Origin of the sequence: Nostoc flagelliforme FACHB-838, assembly GCF_014698065.1 — a bacterium.
Classification (GTDB): Bacteria; Cyanobacteriota; Cyanobacteriia; order Cyanobacteriales; family Nostocaceae; genus Nostoc; species Nostoc flagelliforme_B.
Window position 1 is genome coordinate 13,053 of the sequence record NZ_JACJSI010000026.1, and the last position, 17,700, is coordinate 30,752.

Annotated in this window: 14 protein-coding genes; 12 read left to right on the top strand and 2 right to left on the bottom strand. The window is 42.5% G+C overall.

Going from position 1 to position 17,700, the window contains the following annotated elements; all coding sequences use genetic code 11:
- Positions 1-51 precede the first annotated feature (51 nt).
- Positions 52-1,104: a UDP-3-O-(3-hydroxymyristoyl)glucosamine N-acyltransferase gene (gene lpxD, locus H6G97_RS15050; protein ID WP_190941481.1), complete on the top strand. Its 1,053-nt coding sequence runs from the start codon at positions 52-54 to the stop codon at positions 1,102-1,104.
- A gap of 151 nt (positions 1,105-1,255) precedes the next feature.
- Here the strand turns inward: lpxD and H6G97_RS15055 are convergent, their stop codons facing one another.
- Positions 1,256-2,842, bottom strand: coding sequence for a calcium-binding protein (locus H6G97_RS15055; RefSeq protein WP_190941483.1), 1,587 nt, complete (start codon positions 2,840-2,842; stop codon positions 1,256-1,258).
- Positions 2,843-3,206: 364 nt separating this feature from the next.
- Between H6G97_RS15055 and H6G97_RS15060 the strand changes: the two genes are divergently transcribed.
- From H6G97_RS15060 to H6G97_RS15070, 3 genes are all read left to right on the top strand, one after another.
- Entirely contained in the window at positions 3,207-4,637 is a 1,431-nt protein-coding gene (locus H6G97_RS15060; protein ID WP_190941485.1) for an AAA-like domain-containing protein, read from the top strand.
- A 1-nt stretch (position 4,638) separates the two neighbouring features.
- On the top strand, positions 4,639-7,062 hold the full coding sequence (locus H6G97_RS15065; RefSeq protein WP_190941487.1) for a CHASE2 domain-containing protein: 2,424 nt from the start codon (positions 4,639-4,641) through the stop codon (positions 7,060-7,062).
- Between the two features lie 666 nt (positions 7,063-7,728).
- Positions 7,729-8,478, top strand: a complete 750-nt coding sequence (locus H6G97_RS15070) for a DUF928 domain-containing protein (RefSeq protein ID WP_190941489.1) — start codon at positions 7,729-7,731, stop codon at positions 8,476-8,478.
- 336 nt (positions 8,479-8,814) lie between these two features.
- On the opposite strand, the gene H6G97_RS15075 is transcribed toward H6G97_RS15070, so the two are convergent.
- Complete coding sequence (locus H6G97_RS15075; protein WP_190941491.1) at positions 8,815-9,720, bottom strand: CoB--CoM heterodisulfide reductase iron-sulfur subunit B family protein; 906 nt, start codon at positions 9,718-9,720, stop codon at positions 8,815-8,817.
- Between the two features lie 423 nt (positions 9,721-10,143).
- On the opposite strand from H6G97_RS15075, the gene acpP reads away from it, so the two are divergent.
- The 8 genes from acpP (at position 10,144) to H6G97_RS15115 (ending at position 17,562) form a co-directional block, all read left to right on the top strand.
- Positions 10,144-10,398, top strand: a complete 255-nt coding sequence (gene acpP, locus H6G97_RS15080) for an acyl carrier protein (RefSeq protein WP_190941493.1) — start codon at positions 10,144-10,146, stop codon at positions 10,396-10,398.
- 360 nt (positions 10,399-10,758) lie between these two features.
- On the top strand, positions 10,759-12,009 hold the full coding sequence (fabF, locus tag H6G97_RS15085) for a beta-ketoacyl-ACP synthase II (protein WP_190941495.1): 1,251 nt from the start codon (positions 10,759-10,761) through the stop codon (positions 12,007-12,009).
- Between the two features lie 286 nt (positions 12,010-12,295).
- Positions 12,296-14,323, top strand: a complete 2,028-nt coding sequence (gene tkt, locus H6G97_RS15090) for a transketolase (RefSeq protein ID WP_190941497.1) — start codon at positions 12,296-12,298, stop codon at positions 14,321-14,323.
- A gap of 146 nt (positions 14,324-14,469) precedes the next feature.
- The gene (locus H6G97_RS15095) at positions 14,470-14,763 is read left to right on the top strand and encodes a hypothetical protein (protein WP_190941499.1); all 294 of its coding nucleotides are present in this window, start codon (positions 14,470-14,472) and stop codon (positions 14,761-14,763) included.
- 5 nt (positions 14,764-14,768) lie between these two features.
- Positions 14,769-15,179 (top strand): PIN domain-containing protein, encoded by a 411-nt coding sequence (locus tag H6G97_RS15100; protein WP_190941501.1) that lies wholly within the window; start codon positions 14,769-14,771, stop codon positions 15,177-15,179.
- Between the two features lie 100 nt (positions 15,180-15,279).
- Entirely contained in the window at positions 15,280-16,644 is a 1,365-nt protein-coding gene (locus H6G97_RS15105) for a YopA family protein (protein ID WP_190941503.1), read from the top strand.
- 9 nt (positions 16,645-16,653) lie between these two features.
- Complete coding sequence (locus H6G97_RS15110; protein ID WP_422394187.1) at positions 16,654-16,821, top strand: hypothetical protein; 168 nt, start codon at positions 16,654-16,656, stop codon at positions 16,819-16,821.
- 336 nt (positions 16,822-17,157) lie between these two features.
- The gene (locus H6G97_RS15115) at positions 17,158-17,562 is read left to right on the top strand and encodes a hypothetical protein (protein ID WP_190941505.1); all 405 of its coding nucleotides are present in this window, start codon (positions 17,158-17,160) and stop codon (positions 17,560-17,562) included.
- The last annotated feature ends 138 nt before the right edge of the window (positions 17,563-17,700 follow it).

The following is a 17,700-nucleotide window of genomic DNA, read 5'->3' on the forward strand; positions in this document are numbered from 1 at the left end:
AAGAGGGAAAATTATCTTGCAATTGTAGATCAATTTTGAACACACCCAACAATGAAATTCAGCGAAATCCTCCGTCAATTTGGTGACGCAGCCACCAATCATAGCCTGACTAACAACCCAGACCAAGACCCAGAAATTACAGGGGTAGCAGCCATTGATGAAGCTAGCAACGGTACGATCAGTTACGTAGAAGGTGCAAAATTTGGGTCTTTTGTCGGTAAGACCGATGCTAGTGCTTTAATTTTGCCCCAAGACGAAAAATTACAAATGGTTGCACAAGAGAGGGGTATTGTCTGGATAGCGACCTCAGATCCGCGACTGTTGTTTGCCAAAGCGATCGCACTTTTTTATCAACCATATCGCCCTACCCCAGAAATTCATCCCACTGCTGTGATTCACTCCACTGCAAAAGTTGGTAGTGATGTCTATATTGGCCCTCATGCTGTGATTCAACAAGGGGTAGAAATTGGCAATGGTGCAATTATTCATCCCAATGTGGTAATTTATCCAGATGCCAAAATCGGCGATCGCACCACCTTACACGCCAACTGTACCATCCACGAACGCACCCGCATCGGTGCAGATTGCGTTATTCACAGTGGTGCTGTGATTGGTGCAGAAGGCTTTGGTTTTGTTCCTACCCGGACTGGCTGGTTCAAAATGGAACAATCTGGCTACACTGTCTTAGAAGATGGGGTGGAAGTTGGTTGCAACAGTGGCATTGACCGCCCAGCCGTCGGAGAAACAAGGGTAGGTCGCAATACAGTAATTGATAACTTAGTGCAAATAGGTCACGGCTGCCAAATTGGTGCTGGTTGTGCGATCGCAGGTCAGGTTGGCATGGCGGGAGGTGTTAAACTGGGAAATCGCGTTATTTTAGCGGGACAAACAGGAATAGTCAATCAAGTGAAAATAGGAGATGGGGCGATGACATCTGCTCAAACTGGAATTCACAGCGATGTTGCACCAGGAGAGGTTGTCTGCGGAACTCCAGCCCTTCCTTACAAACTATATCTCAAGGTATGTGCTGTTTATGGTCGCCTGCCAGATATGTATCAATCGTTAAAACAATTGCAACGTAAATTCAAAAATAGCAATGATTAACTTTATTGATCGTGCGTAAAACCTCATCCCGCAAGTGGCGTGAGGATGTAAGCACGGTTAAATTATGGGGTCCGATACCCCATAATTTAACACTATATGTAGAAGTCAAAGTTCGATTATCAAGGGTACTGTCTCGATCCCAGTCAACTTCTTAGATAGTAAATGTGACACCAGAAGTAATTGCACTTATACTGACATCTTCAGCCACAGCAATAATGTCACCGGAAAGGGGCGAACCGAAGAAGATGACCGTATCTAAGATAGATGAGTCATTTGAAAAAATACCACTACCAATACTATTGTTAGTATTGAAGTTTTGCTGTACAAAAGTGTAATCGCTAGCAGAACCCCGCAGAGCAATCTTGTCACCATCTAGTACAGAGAAATCTGTGATAATAGCATTACCAGCTTGCCGATAGGAGTCGTTTAGGCTGAACGTATCAGCAGATTGAACCCCTCCAAATGCTAGCCCTCCTGTTAAAATATCTATCTCTCCACTATTAAAGTTACCACCACCTGAGAGGGTATCATTACCTTGGCCTCCACCAAGAATATCATTGCCAGAATCACCAATTAGGCGATCATTACCAGCGTTTCCATCAAGGCGATCGTTGTCAAGTCCACCGGATAGTTGATCGTTACCGCTACCACCTAGCAGAATATCACTGCCATCACGACCATTAAGAAATAGACTAATGTTTTGGTTGGCACGACTGGCATCTATGCGATTATTGCTAGCGCCTCCTTGGATTTCGACGCTTTCAATATTTTGCAGAGTATCAGTACCTGTGGCTGAATCATCTAGATTGGCCCCAGGGCCAAACTTGCCACCTTTGAGTTGGCTTTTGTTTGGGTCATTGACAAATGAGAACAGTTCAAAGTTATTGTCGCCCTGTATGAAGAGGAAGTCTTCACCTGCTCCGCCGATGTATTGGTCATCGCCTGCTCCATCAAAGGCACTATCAGAAAAACTATCCCTCCCGGCTCCACCTTGGAGGAAGTCATTCCCTTCTCCCCCATTAAGATTATTATTGTCATTGCCACCGATAAGGGTGTCATTGCCATTATTGCCACGGAGAAAGTTAAATCCCGCTCCTCCTACTATGCTGTCATTCCCATCGCCACCGTTGATCTGGTCAAGACCACGGCTACCTATGATGGTGTCATTGCCTGCACCGCCAAAGAGATCGGTTCGATCTAATAACAAAGCTTGAGACGCATTAATCGTGTCATTACCCGCAGTACCAGTGAGCTTAACACGCTCAACCTCAGAAAACTGGTGAACTAAATTACCGACAAACAGCCGATCATTAGTCAAGACATAATTTGAGGCTCCTTCAACGCGCAGCTCGTCATTATCTGCACCACCAATTAGGGTATCGCCAACATCACCTACACTAGGAGAGTTGCCATTTTGAGCGATGAGAATATCCTTACCCGCACCGCCATTAAGGCGATTGTTTCCAGTCCCACCAGAAAGGCTGTCATTGTCATCGCCGCCGTTGAGAGTGTCGTTACCCGCGCCACCATCAAGGGTATCTCTGTTGAATCCACCATCGAGGGAGTCGTTACCAACTCCCCCAAATAGAGAATCATTGCCAAAGTTGCCTATTAAAGTGTCGTTACCCGCGCCACCATTAACTGTATCGTTACCCGCCAGAGCATCGATTTTATCGTTGTCCCCATTAGCTAGAATTTTGTCATCAGCAGGGGTTATGCTTCCATTAATAATTGCCATAATTTTGAGTCTTCTTTGATTTGGTTGTGAGTTTGTGTATTATTTACCTGATTTTGACTTGGGACTAATTTCTCAACAAAGTTAGATTTGTCCGAAGCCAAATAACTGCGGTTGCTGTTATTACTAGGTTCTCTTTTGAACGTAAAAACGTAAATATGGATAATTTAAGGAGTTTGATTTCCAGAAATTAGACGACAAAAGGGATTAACTTAAGGTTAAGTAAGTAAATTTAAACAGAGTAATGTTTGCTGAAGTAGGCAAGGTATGAATTTCAGCCATTTGAATATAATTTGGTGAAAAATCAGGAAAGTCGATAATTCGGACTGTAGCTAAATAGATAAAAGTTGTGATTCATCCCTGAGCAATGGAATTCGAAACAGCATTCAAAATCTTAGATGCAGCAGTTCTTGCCCAGACACAAAGACATCTGAAAGATATTGAAGTAACAATACTTCGTAACTCTTGGCAAGGAAAGAAGTATGGCGAAATTGCCCAAATTCATGGCTATACTACCGAATATCTACAGCATGATGTTGGGCCGAAGCTTTGGCAGATGCTATCAGCAGCATTCGGCGAAAAGGTTAGTAAAAAGAATTTTCAGGCAGCACTAGAGCGACAGCGGCTTTCTGGCAGTGCTGCTTCACCAAAGCAGTTAGAGGCTATTTTGCAGCCCCAAAACCTGATGTCATCTGATTCACAAGTAAAAAAGGGTTCTAAAGGAAATGGGGAAGTATTACTAACTAACGAACAACCACAACTAAACGCAGAAGTAGAATTTCCGGTAGGTCAAGTTCCTCTTACTTCTAGCTTTTATGTTGAACGTCCTCCAATTGAAGATCTCTGTTTTCAAGAGATTTTACAGCCAGGTGCCTTAATTCGCATCAAAGCATCTAAACAGATGGGTAAAACCTCGCTAATGGCTAGGACTCTTGATGAAGCTAGAAAGCACGGCTGTCAAACTGTAGCTTTAAGCTTTCATTTAGCAGATAAAGCAGTTTTCACCAGCTTGGATACATTTTTACGCTGGTTCTGTGAAAGTGTTGGCAGAAAACTGAAGCAGCTTCATCAGTTAGATGATTATTGGAGTATTTATGGCAGTAAGGATAAAACCACCGCTTACTTTGAAGAGTGTTTGTTAGAAGAAATCGACAGTCCATTAGTAATTAGTTTGGATGGTGTCGATCGCATTTTTCCACATCGTGATATTGCTGAAGACTTTTTTAACCTATTACGGGCTTGGTATGAGTATGCAAAGTATGGCGATCGCAGTAGCGAACTCTGGAAAAAACTCCGGCTAGTTTTGGTACATTCTAAAGAAGTTTATATTCCCTTAAATATCAATCAATCTCCCTTTAATGTCGGGTTAAGCATTGAATTACAAGAGTTTAATCAAGAACAAGTCCAAATTTTAGTTGCATGTCATCAAGGGCTAAATTGGACTGATACCCAGGTCAAAAAACTGATGGATATGGTAGGAGGACACCCCTATTTAGTCCGGCTAGCTCTTTATCACGTTCAACATCAGGACATCACGCTTGAGCAGTTATTGCAAACAGCCCCAACTGAAGCTGGAATTTACAGTGATCATCTCCGAGGGCATTTGTGTAATCTCGACGATCATCCAAGTTTAGTGGCAGCTTTTAGCCAGGTTGTGAAGAGTTTAGTACCGATAGAACTAGATTCGGAGTCAGCGTTTAAATTACACAGCATGGGTCTAGTGGTATATTGTAATGACAATAAAGTGATGCCACGCTGCAATTTGTACCGCCAATATTTCCAACATCGCCTCAGTTAGAATGCATCCGACGAGCAAAGCAGAAAACTCGCCTTACAAATATCAAGTCGGAGGGAGTTTACAAATTGATGCTCCTAGCTATGTGCAGCGACAAGCTGACAAAGATTTTTATGATGCATTAAAAGCTGGAGAATTTTGTTATGTCTTCAACTCGCGGCAGATGGGCAAGTCTAGTTTGCGAGTGCAAACAATGTCTAAGCTGCAAGCAGAGGGTATTGCTTGCGGTGTTATCGATATTACGGCAATTAGTAGCCAGGATATCACTCCATCGGAATGGTATTTGGGTGTACTGCGGAGGCTGGCGCGTAGCTTCATTCCCAAATTCAAAGTACTGGCTTGGTGGAGCGATCGCTCTGGACTATCACCTGTTGAATGCTTGAGTGAGTTTATCGAGTCAGTATTGCTGGCAGAAGTGTCTGAAAATATTGTAATTTTTGTAGACGAAATTGATAGCATTCTCCAATTAAACTTCAAGGAAGATTTTTTAGCTCTGATTCGCGCTTGCTATAACAAACGAGCCGATAATTCAGCTTACCAGCGTCTTACCTTTGCACTGCTAGGGGTAACTACTCCTTACGATTTGATTCAAGATAAACACCGGACACCTTTTAATATTGGTCGAGCAATTGAATTAAATGGCTTTCAATGGCATGAAGCTCAACCATTAGCTGAGGGATTAGTGGGTATTGGTAATCCTCAGATAGTGTTGCAAGAGATATTAGCTTGGAGTGGTGGCCAACCTTTTCTTACTCAAAAACTTTGCCAGTTAGCGATGGCTACGCCAACACCTTCTCTGCGAGACGCTACGCCAATGGCGATCGCATCTTCTCCCATTCCATTAGGTGCTGAGACAGAGTATGTTGAGAAACTAGTACGTTCTCAAATAATTGACAATTGGGAATCCCAAGATGAACCGGAGCATCTGAAAACAATCCGCGATCGCATTTTTTTTCGGCGCACTCAGCAATTGCTAAAGCTTTATCAGCAAATTTTACAAACAGGTCAAATCACAGCAGATAGCAGTCCTGAGCAAATAGAATTACGCTTATCAGGATTAGTAGTCAAGCAACAGGGTTTATTAAAAGTTTATAACCGCATTTATGCTGCTGTTTTTAATCAAAATTGGCTTGAGAAAGCGTTATTAAGCTCAGAATCGGGGGAGCGATCGCCTCAAACATTACCTAGCAAGCGCCCTCTGCCAACTGTGCTGATTTTAAGTGTAGTTGTGACAGCTTTGGTAATGGGAGTAAGGCATCTGGGATTTTTACAAGCTGCCGAACTAAAAGCTTTCGACCAATTGCTGCGGTTACGTCCTAGCGAACAGCCAGATCGCCGCCTTTTGGTAGTAGCGATCGCTGAAGATGATTTTAAGCTTCCAGAACAGCAGCAGAGAAAAGGGTCGCTCTCAGATCGGGCACTTGCTCTTTTGGTGCAGAAACTAGAGCAGTATCAACCACGAGCCATTGGCTTAAATATTTATCGTGATTTCCCTGTAGACTCCAAAGAGGTATCTTTAGCTAATTGGATGCGGCGCAGCGATCGCTTTATTGCTATTTGCAAAGTCAGCGAACCCCAAATTAATGAACCAGGCGTTTCACCTCCTCCAGAAATTTCGACAGCGCGTCAAGGCTTTAGCGATTTTGTCAAAGACAGTGATGGTATTCTCCGCCGCCATCTAATTGCGATGAAACCGAACGACTCATCCCCTTGTACTACACCCTACGCTTTTAGCGCTCAATTGGCATTTCGTTACTTTAAGGCAGAAGGCATTTCTGTCAAGTACACCGAAAAAAAAGATTTACAGATTGGCCAAGTTGTGTTTAAGCGATTGCGTTCATATATAGGTGGCTATCAACAACTGGATGACTGGGGTTATCAAGTATTGCTAAATTACCGTTCTTTTAACTCTCCCTTAAAAGCTGTTGAGCAAATTACCTTAAAAGATTTGCTTAAGGGTGCGATCGATCCCAATCTTGTGAAGAATCGGATTGTACTTATTGGCATCACTAACCAAAGTGCCGGGGATTATTTTTTCACCCCTTATACTACCGTTCAAAAGCAGGAAATGCCAGGAGTTATTGTCCATGCTCAAATGGTGAGTCAAATTCTCAGTGCAGTTTTAGATGGACGAACCCTCTTGTGGGTTTGGCCAGCTTGGGGTGAGGCTTTATGGATCTTTTACTGGTCAATTTTTGGAGGAATACTGGCATGGCGCATTCGTAATTCCTGCTTTTTAGGACTGGCAATAGTTGCTGGAATTGGCGTTATATCCGCAATTAGCTTTGTGATGTTTATAAAAGGTATTTGGATACCGCTAATTCCTGCCACACTGACTCTGGTGCTTACAGGTAGTAGTCTAGTAATTTACACCGTTACTCAAGGCAGCAATAGCAGTATAAATTTTCTAGTCCGTTCGCGTATTTAATCATGCCTAACTACTTATAAATACGCGAATTACTCAAATGAGAAAATCAAATAACCTTTTGTTTGCGGAAAACATCAAAATGAGTAAGCAAACTAGGGTTTGAGTAAACAAACTGGAGTTTGAGTAAGTCAAATTAACTTTTGCTTGCGGAAAACACCGAAATGAGTAAGCAAACAGGAGTTTGAGTAAGCAAAATTAACTTTTGCTTGCGGAAAACACTGAAATGAGTAAGCAAACTGGAATTTGAGTAAGCAAAATTAACTTTTGAGAAAGCATTGAAGTATTTTAAGAAAGCAAACAGGCTTTTTGATAAAGCAATTCGCTATTTTGATAAAGTAATCAGCAAATATACCTGACGATTAAAAATAGCGCCTGCGATACCACATCTGAATCGTAACCGCTATATGTATAGCAGATTGTAACAAATGTGAGGTACAGATAATCGTAGGGAACATGGCTGTGCCCCTACCCATGTACTTCATTTACCTGAAAATACGCTGTATGAGCAAGGATAATTTCCGAAAATACCTTTCATACTTCTGAATATATAAATAGTCTTCATTAGTCTACTTATTAGAGGATGTTTTAAAAGTCTTTTTCTCGGTAGTGCTACCGCATAATCTATTTACCTATAAAAATAGTTAAAACTTTGAGTTACTAATAAAAATGAAATTAGGTCTTCAACAGCTTAAAATCGCCTTTGCAATCAGTTTGTTATCGCTATGCTTCACACTAGTTCAAGCACAGCCTGGAAAATCTGAAATTCTCACATCGCGGGTTTTTAACGCACCTCCTCCGCCAGATGACGTTAACGCACCCGGTAATCGCGTTGGAGGAGGAAAGCGCGGCTGCGAAAATATAAATATATCTCAAGAAAAGCAACTGACAGCCTTAGTTCCGGTTTATCAGTTTCCCAATGCGGAATTAGTCTTTGGATTAACAACTAACTCTCATCCAACTTTCTGGTTTTACATACCTTATGATGTAGCCACAGTTTCCGCAGAGTTCGTGCTACAGAATGAAGCGGGGCAGATTATATATCAAAGCCCTGTGCCATTATCTGGAAAGCCAGGGGTTGTTAGCTTCTCTCTGCCATCGACAGCTTCCTCATTAGAAATTGGCAAGCGTTATCATTGGTATTTCAATACTTTCTGTAATTTAGAACAACCACCTATTTTTGTTAATGGTTGGGTTAAAAGAGTCGAACCCAACCCCCTTTTAAAAAGTCAGTTAGAGACAGCAACACTAAAGCAGCGTGTTGTCCTTTATGCCACTAATGGTATTTGGTACGACTCCCTGACTGCTTCAGCCGAACTTCGCCGCCTAGACCCAAGACTTACTGATTGGGCTACTATGTTGCAAGCTGTTGGTTTGAATAATATTGCTTCAGAACCGATAATAGACTGCTGCCAATAGCTATTATTATCGAACAGAATTCAGGAGTCAGGAGTCAGAATTCAGCAATGTTTTCTGTATGACTGGCGGATAGCGCCGAGTCCACGATATCGACGCGCAAAGCAAGTCTTCTCCTGTTGGAGACGCTACGCGAACGAGCGTCGCGTCTGAATAATCGGCGTTTTTGCACCCCCACCAAATTGAAAATTTGGTGGTGCAACAATTCCTGCGCGGTCTGAATCCCCAACTGATTTATTCTGACTCCTGAATTCTGACTCCTGAATTCTGACTCCTGAATTCTGACTTCTGAATTCTTCTTCAATAACCAGGGGGCTTAAGCCCCTTGTACTCAATAAACTAAAATCCTAATTTTTCCAACACTGGTTTTGTAGAAACAACGTGGCGTTCTAAACCCAGTTCTTCTAGACTAACCCCAAGTGCCAAAGCAATTAACTGGGATAAATGCAATACTGGTAAACCTAACTTTTGTTCAATCACCTTTTCTACTTCTGGCTGACGCGAATCTAAATTTAAGTGGCACAAAGGACAAGGTGTAACTATACAGTCAGCACCAGATGCTAAAGCGTCTTGAATATGCATCCCCGCCATCTTAAAAGATTGGGTAGTGGCATAACTAGAAAGCGGCCAACCACAACATTGTGTCCGGCCTCGGTAATAAATTGGTGTTGCACCCACCGCCCGAAACATATTTTCCATCGCTTCCGGTTGGAAGGGGTCATCATAGGGCATAGATTTTTGGGCGCGGAGCAGATAACAGCCATAAAAAGCCGCACATTTTAATCCACTTAACTTCCGAGTGACACGTTTGGTAATTTCCTCTAAACCGTAATCTGTCACCAATGCGTAAAGAAGATGTTTCACATCAGTACTGCCGCGATAAGGCGAACAGCCTTCTTTATGCAGCAAGCCATTAACCTGTTCAATATAGACAGGGTTAGAAGTCTTACATTCTTTCAGGTGTTCGTTGACATGACCAATAACACCTTGACAAGTGCTGCAATGAGTAAGTAAAGGCAGATTTAATTCTTCTGCTAAAGCAATATTTCTGGCATTAACTGTATCTTCTAGCAGTTGCGAATCTTCTTTAAATGTGCCAGAACCGCAGCAAGCAGCTTTTTTAAGTTCAACTAATTCAATGCCCAGTGCTTGGGTAAGCGCTTGAGTTGATTGGTAAAGTTCCCGACAGGCGCCTTGAGCAACACAACCGGGAAAGTAAGCGTATTTCAGCGTGTGAGGTAGCATAGAGGTATGTTTGAGTTAGAGCGATCGCTCTAAAAATAACTGTTTAATCATTCCCTTGTTAGCACCGAAGTTCTGATGTTTGACGTTTAACGATCCTTTAACCGTCTAGGTTCAAAGCCGTAGCATCTACATATTCTTATTGCTAGCAAGGCTTTAAATACTGATAGAGACATTGTAAAAAATTTTAGCAATAATTGGAAAACCAAAGCATTTAGATGGTATCGGCCATGCTGTGAACTCCTCTACTGCCCAAGTGTTGCCAAAAAACTTACCCCATTCATTTTAGAAATGGCAGGAGTTTTTTAGAAGAAAAACCTTTAGCAGTGTACTGGCGATCGCGCTTGACGATAAGATGTATATGCTCAAAACAATGTCTCCCATAAAGAGCAGAACCTAAGAACTGGTTAAGGACTTTTATTACTTATGAGCCAAACGGAACTTTTTGATAAGGTCAAAAAAATTGTCGCCGAACAATTGAGTGTTGAAGACCCAGCCAAAATCACACCCCAGTCCAAGTTTATGGATGATCTAGGAGCAGACTCTTTAGATACCGTTGAATTGGTGATGGCTTTGGAAGAAGAATTTGATATCGAAATTCCTGACGAAGCTGCCGAGCAGATTATATCCGTTCAAGACGCAGTAGATTACATCAATAACAAAGTTGCCGCATCAGCTTAACTAGGGATTGGGAATGGGGGATTGGGGATTGGGAAGATTTTCCCCGTACCTAGTCACCGCAAGGGTGACGCTCTTAACGTCGCTAAGGTCAGTCGCTCATGGGCAGCCATTGCGATCTTCTTCCTTGGCGCTAGCCTCTCCCTTGGGGAGAAGGGAAGCCACTGCGGTCTTGGGGTCTCCCCAAGTCAAGCAAGTGGCGTAAGACACTAAAAGCGATGGGGTTTTCTCAAATATTCGCGTAGTGTCTTTGAACAAGAGAGCAAGTGGCTTAGAAACCCCTAACACCACGCTGGCTCACATTACCTACTCGCTAACCCCGAATTTTTTGCCTGCTGCTTTTTCGCCATTTTTAACTGAATCATGACAGATTATACACGTAAACGCGTTGTTGTAACTGGTGTTGGCGCGATTACACCTATAGGTAACACAGCAACAGAATATTGGAATGGATTATTGAGTGGACGCAATGGCATCGACTACATCACTTTATTTGATGCGTCTCGCCATGATTGCCGCATTGCTGGTGAGGTGAAAAACTTCGATCCGCATGATTACTTGGAGCGCAAAGAGGCCAAGCGCATGGATCGATTTGCCCAATTTGGGGTTGCGGCAGCAAAACAGGCTATAGCTAACGCGGAGTTAGCGATCAATGACCTGAATGCAGAACAAGTAGGTGTGATGATCGGTTCTGGCATTGGTGGCATTAAGGTATTAGAAGATCAGCAAACTATCTACCTCAACCGTGGCCCCGATCGCTGTAGTCCATTCATGATCCCAATGATGATCGCCAATATGGCGGCAGGACTAACGGCAATTCATACGGGTGCTAAAGGGCCAAACTCTTGTCCTGTAACTGCCTGTGCTGCTGGCTCCAACGCTGTAGGCGATGCTTTTCGCTTAATTCAAGGGGGATATGCCCAAGCAATGATTTGCGGGGGAACGGAGTCAGCTGTCACACCATTGTCGATAGCTGGGTTCGCCGCCTGCAAAGCCCTCTCTTTTAACAATGATGACCCGGCTCACGCTTGCCGTCCCTTTGACCGCGATCGCAATGGATTTGTCTTAGGTGAAGGTTCAGGAATTTTAATTTTAGAAGAACTGCAACACGCCTTAAGTCGCGGCGCTCACATTTATGCGGAAATGATTGGCTATGGTATGACCTGTGACGCTTACCATATCACCTCCCCCGTACCCGGTGGACTAGGAGCAGCTAGAGCGATCGAACTAGCCCTGAAGGATGGCGGTATAACTCCCGAACAGATTAGCTATATTAATGCTCACGGCACTAGTACCCCAGCTAATGATTCAACTGAAACCTCAGCCATCAAAAAAGCTTTGGGAGAACACGCCTATAAGGTGGCAATTAGCTCTACGAAATCGATGACAGGTCATTTATTGGGTGGTTCTGGAGGTATTGAAGCAGTCGCAACAGTGTTAGCGATCGCTAATGACCAAATTCCACCGACAATAAATCTAGAAAACCCCGATCCAGAGTGTGACTTAGATTACGTGCCTAACTCTAGCCGCGCTCAAAAAGTCGAGGTGGCAATATCCAATTCTTTTGGGTTTGGCGGTCATAATGTCACACTGGCCTTTAAGAAATACGTTTAAAAGAAGGCAGAAGGCAGGAGGCAGAATTCAGTAGTTTGATCCAACTCTGCTCATTTGCCCAATGCCCAATGCCCCATGCCCAAAGTATCAGAAATATCATTCCGATATAAAGTAAGCGTTCAACATGACCCAATTATCAGCTTGATTTATCACCATAAACTCAGGAGATCCCGCTTGTCCATCGACAAGCGGGAATGGGATGATGAGGATACTGTGGGGAATCTAAAATAACCCTCAGCAAGAGAAGCTACGAAGAGTGCTAACCCGTCGTTAAAAACAAGAGATTATGACTGTTGCAACCCAATCCGCCAAAGAATTGTCCGTCGAAGAACTGGCTATTAACTCGATCCGCTTCTTGGCTGTTGATGCCGTAGAAAAAGCAAAATCGGGACACCCAGGATTACCAATGGGCGCGGCTCCGATGGCTTTTGTCCTCTGGGATCGCTTTATGAAGTTTAATCCCAAGAATCCCAAATGGTTTAACCGCGATCGCTTTGTCTTGTCTGCCGGTCATGGCTCAATGTTGCAGTACGCCCTACTGTATCTGACAGGCTACGATAGCGTCACCATCGAAGATATCAAACAATTCCGTCAATGGGAATCCAAAACCCCTGGACACCCCGAAAACTTCATGACCCCAGGCGTGGAAGTCACAACTGGCCCCTTGGGTCAAGGAATTGCCAATGGAGTTGGTTTAGCGATCGCCGAAGCGCACCTTGCCGCTAAATTTAACAAACCCGATACCAAGATTGTTGACCATTACACCTACGTAATTTTAGGTGACGGTTGCAACATGGAAGGAATTTCCGGTGAAGCTTGTTCTTTTGCAGGACACTTGGGATTAGGCAAACTCATCGCTCTGTACGACGACAACCACATTTCTATCGACGGTTCCACAGATGTGGCATTCACCGAAGATGTTTCCAAGCGATTTGAAGCTTACGGTTGGCACGTTCTCCATGTCCAAGATGGTAATACCGATTTAGAAGCGATCGCCAAAGCTATTGAAGAAGCTAAATCTGTCACCGATAAACCATCAATGATTAAGGTGACAACCACAATTGGTTACGGTTCCCCCAACAAACAAAACACTGCTGGTATTCACGGTGCTGCTTTGGGTGGAGACGAAATAGCCTTGACTCGGAAAAATTTGGGTTGGGAATACGAACCTTTTGATGTTCCCCAAGAAGCTCTCAACCACACACGCAAAGCAGTTGAACGCGGCGCAGGTTACGAAACCGAATGGAACAAAACATTTGCCGACTACAAAGCTAAGTATCCTCAAGAAGCAGCTGAGTTTGAACGCTACATTAGCAGCAAACTGCCCGACGGTTGGGATAAAGTTCTACCCACCTACACCCCAGAAGACAAAGGATTGCCCACCCGCAAACATTCAGAAACCTGCCTCAACAAACTAGCGGCAGTTTTACCTGAATTGATTGGTGGTTCGGCTGACTTAACCCACTCCAACTTGACCGAAATCAAGGGTAAAGGCGACTTCCAAAAAGGAGAATACCAAAATCCCAATATCCACTTTGGTGTGCGGGAACATGCTATGGGCGCAATCTGTAATGGTATAGCGCTGCACACTTCCGGATTAATCCCCTACGGTGCTACTTTCTTGATCTTCACAGATTATATGCGTGCTGCCATCCGCTTATCCGCCCTTTCTCAAGCTGGGGCGATTTGGGTGATGACTCACGATTCCATTGGACAAGGTGAAGATGGCCCCACACACCAACCAATTGAAACTCTTGCTTCCTTGAGAGCCATTCCTAATTTATTAGTGTTTCGTCCGGCAGACGGTAACGAAACCTCTGGCGCTTATAAAATAGCGATCGAGAAAGCGAAGCAAAACGCTCCATCTCTGTTGGCGTTCACCCGTCAAAACGTCCCTAACTTGGCAGGTACATCGATTGAGGGTGTGGCAAAGGGTGGATACACCGTGGTGGATAGCGAAGGTACACCTGATATCATCTTGATTGCTACTGGTTCAGAATTGAGCCTTGCCGTTGGCGCAGCCGAAAAACTTAAAGCCGAAGGTAAGAAAGTCCGTGTTGTCTCCCTACCTTCATGGGAACTGTTTGAAGCACAAGATGCGGCTTATAAAGAGTCCATTTTGCCGAAAGCTGTCACCAAGCGTTTGTCTGTAGAAGCTGCTAGCAGTTTCGGTTGGCACAAGTATGTGGGTACTGAAGGCGATTGCGTTAGTATCGATCGCTTTGGTGCTTCAGCTCCAGGCGGTGTTTGTTTAGAGAAGTTTGGCTTTAGCGTTGATAATGTATTAGCTAAGGCTAAACAATTGTTGGGTTAATAGCAACAGAATATTCTCAAAATTTTGTGAGGTGGGCTGAAAGGCCCGCCTTTTTTTTTACACAGAGGGGCGCTGAGGTAAACGCAGAGTTTAGCTGAGTAAGATTGTTTATAATTAAGATAATTATTTTATAAATGGAGGAAATTATGCCAGAAGTTGCTAATTATTACCAAGAAGTGAGTAATTGTATATCACCAATCGTTGAAAAGCTAATTAAAGGTAATAGCTTATATCAAGTTAAGCTAAACCAACAGGAAATGATGGAAATGTTAGTAGAACTCTTTGGAGAGTTATCGCCAGAGGAAATGAGAGCTATAACCGAGCATGAACTGACACGCAGAATTGATAAGATTCTTGTCTTAGAAGCGGTTTCTGGTACGTTAAATGATTTGACCCCGGAGCAAATCAAAATGTACGATGATGCAGTAAAGCGAAAATAGACAAAGTGGCTTATTTATTAGATACAAATATTGTTAGTTACATTTTGAGGAGAAATGCAACTGTTGGTAAGAAACTACGGGATGCTAATCGTTCGGGACAAGAAGTTTTTATCAGTTGTATAACTTATTATGAAGTTAAAAGAGGACTTTTGTATGTAAATGCTACGAGGCAGATAGCAGAATTTAATCAGTTTTATAGAAAATATGAAGTTTTATTCTTGGATGATATAGAAATTATTGAGAGAGCGTGTGAAATCCATGTGGATTTACAATGTAGGGGTTTGAAGATACAAGAGCAAGATATATTGATAGCGGCTACAGCGATCGCACGCGGTTTAATTCTGGTTTCTAATGACTCTGATTTGCTCCGAGTTCAAGGACTAAACTTGGATAATTGGGCAAGAATAGAACCTTGAGTTTGAGAGGATATCACCCTGGCAAAAACTGGCTTAACTGACTTAGTATATTTAAGGATGCAACAGTAAAAATTTATTCAATATACTAACCGGACTCTCAATGGAATCTTTGGAATCCCTTTTTAAAGAACATCCTCTTGCACTTACACCAATTTACTTTACTGGAGAACCTAATCAACCTATCCAACTTTATCAAGGTTCCTTAAAAATTAGTCAAGAAGGAACTGTATATGAAGGAAATGGTACTGTTTTCTTTGAATGGCTGCCATCTCCCGATGTTAAGTTCCTGTTTTCAAAATCTGATAATGAGTCCCTTATTCAGATTGAACTTGGTAAAGGTAATCTAAATCTTTCAGAAATCCAAAGTTCAGTAGAAGTAGGAATTTCTAGTGTTATTCCTATTGGCTTTGAGAATCAAAGTGGAGATATTTTAGGCAACTTAAATCAACCTATAATATTAAGGTTTGGACATAATTTATCACATCTACTCTTTCACCTAACCAACTTTCATCAATTTAGTGGGATGCCTATATCAACATCAAGGGGAATGTGGCGAGGCAGACTCATATTAGAAGCTGAGAATTGGAATGTTTTCATTGACCGCCTGGAAAACCTTAGAGATATTATAAAGTCTCTTGAATTAAAGGGAGGCTACGCCATAACTCATGTAGGGAAACTCGAACGTTCCGATAAAAAGCCTTTTACAACAGAGGAAGCTGATGATGTATTGAAAGCTTTGCATTGGTTTCTCTCTTTTTCTAGAGGCTTCAGGACTTCTCTTATCCTATTAGTCGGTTATGATAACAGCGGGAAAAAGCTTTGGGAAAACTGTACTTCTTATACAACATCACCCTGCCGAAGTATACATTCGTGGTTTGCAGATTCACAAGATTCTTGCAGTCTCAGTAAACTTTTTCCAGGTTTCCTTAATCGCTGGCGAAGTACTACTTGGAATCAGCCGATAAGGTTTGCAATCCATTGGTATTTGGAAAGTATTGCTCAAGCCGGAGCTGTACAAGGTTCCATTGTTTTGATGCAAGCTGCTTTTGAAATCCTTGCTTGGACTCTTTTAGTGGAAGAAAAAGGTATTATCAGTCAACAAGGATTTGAAAAACTTGCAGCAGCTGATCAATTAAGACTCCTGCTTTCACAGTGTAGTGTCCCGCTAAAAGTACCTGACAGCTTAACTGACTTGCTCAAAGCCTCAAAAGAATTAAATTGGGTTGATGGCGCACAAGCTTTAACAGAGATACGTAATGCAATCGTTCATCCTAATCCAAAAAAGCGTCAAAAATATCTTAACCGACCCTTTCCAGAACAGATAGATGCTTATAAACTTGGCTTATGGTATTTAGAACTGATTCTGTTAAATCTTTTTGAGTACAAAGGCGACTACTTCAACCGTATAACAAATAAAGAATTTTATCAGGAAAATATCGAAGCTGTTCCTTGGGTTAAAAAATAAACTGAAGCGATGGGTGTGGAATTAGGAATTTGGCAAGGCCACTATCAGAATCTAGAATTACCTTGGTTGTGTTGGTGGGATAATCAGGGTAATTTGCTACAAACAGGAGGGGAGCGATCGCAACGCTTGGCTGCTAAACCAAGAGAATTAAATATTAACTCTGACAAATTAGTTTAATTATTTTGTCAACTATCTTTAGATAGACAGGGCAAACACTACACGATTTATCATTAGAAATCGCTTCTAAATAAAAGAAATATAGATAGCAGCATATTTTATTGGTTTTGTCAATATGTAATCTCCAGCATGAACTAATAAATCAGCATGGCCTTCTGTAGGCTGAATCTATATTCATGCTTTCAGGGGATACAATTATGACTTTATAGATGCGATTATGTATATGTCCTCAAACAATTAGATAGTTACTGTTGTCCAATTGAAAGAATATGATTTTCTCTGACTCCAGTAACTTTGACTTAATCCAATTGTTTGATGTTTTGAGAAGGTAACACAATGAATAATATCCTAAAACGCGCACTTCTACCCAGCCTCATGGCTGCAAGTTTAGCTGGTGTCACTATAGTTTCCGCTAAACCAGCAGCTGCTGATGACCAAGTATTAAGAGATGCAGGTATTGGGGCTGTTACCAATGTAGTCACCGGAGCAGTTAGAGGAAATGGTAATGTATTAGGCAATGCTGTTAAAGGTGGTGTAACTGGCGCAGCTGTAAATGGTGCAAATGGTCTGAGAAACACTCGCAATCGTCGCCACCGGAACGCTGCTCAAGATATCGGAGTTGGTGCAGGAGCTAGTGCAGTAACTGGCGTAATTACTGGCGATAGCAGAGATACCCTTGGCAATGCTATTGATGGTGCTGCTGTAGGCGGAGCAATCCATCTATTAACCAATGGCAAATAATTTCGTGAATTCATCAACTGAAATAGTTTCCAACGATTAACGAACTTATCCCTCCCTAATTCCTCTCCTTTTTAAAAAGAGCAAACCCAACCTCTCTCCCCAGTAGAGAAGAGAGGTTGGGTTTATTGTAAATATATC

Excerpts from the sequence above, each read along its gene's own strand:
- lpxD (WP_190941481.1), top strand. The coding sequence starts at position 52 with ATGAAATTCAGCGAAATCCTCCGTCAATTTGGTGACGCAGCCACCAAT.
- H6G97_RS15055 (WP_190941483.1), bottom strand. The coding sequence starts at position 2,842 with ATGGCAATTATTAATGGAAGCATAACCCCTGCTGATGACAAAATTCTA.
- H6G97_RS15060 (WP_190941485.1), top strand. The coding sequence starts at position 3,207 with ATGGAATTCGAAACAGCATTCAAAATCTTAGATGCAGCAGTTCTTGCC.
- H6G97_RS15065 (WP_190941487.1), top strand. The coding sequence starts at position 4,639 with ATGCATCCGACGAGCAAAGCAGAAAACTCGCCTTACAAATATCAAGTC.
- H6G97_RS15070 (WP_190941489.1), top strand. The coding sequence starts at position 7,729 with ATGAAATTAGGTCTTCAACAGCTTAAAATCGCCTTTGCAATCAGTTTG.
- H6G97_RS15075 (WP_190941491.1), bottom strand. The coding sequence starts at position 9,720 with ATGCTACCTCACACGCTGAAATACGCTTACTTTCCCGGTTGTGTTGCT.
- acpP (WP_190941493.1), top strand. The coding sequence starts at position 10,144 with ATGAGCCAAACGGAACTTTTTGATAAGGTCAAAAAAATTGTCGCCGAA.
- fabF (WP_190941495.1), top strand. The coding sequence starts at position 10,759 with ATGACAGATTATACACGTAAACGCGTTGTTGTAACTGGTGTTGGCGCG.
- tkt (WP_190941497.1), top strand. The coding sequence starts at position 12,296 with ATGACTGTTGCAACCCAATCCGCCAAAGAATTGTCCGTCGAAGAACTG.
- H6G97_RS15095 (WP_190941499.1), top strand. The coding sequence starts at position 14,470 with ATGCCAGAAGTTGCTAATTATTACCAAGAAGTGAGTAATTGTATATCA.
- H6G97_RS15105 (WP_190941503.1), top strand. The coding sequence starts at position 15,280 with ATGGAATCTTTGGAATCCCTTTTTAAAGAACATCCTCTTGCACTTACA.
- H6G97_RS15110 (WP_422394187.1), top strand. The coding sequence starts at position 16,654 with ATGGGTGTGGAATTAGGAATTTGGCAAGGCCACTATCAGAATCTAGAA.
- H6G97_RS15115 (WP_190941505.1), top strand. The coding sequence starts at position 17,158 with ATGAATAATATCCTAAAACGCGCACTTCTACCCAGCCTCATGGCTGCA.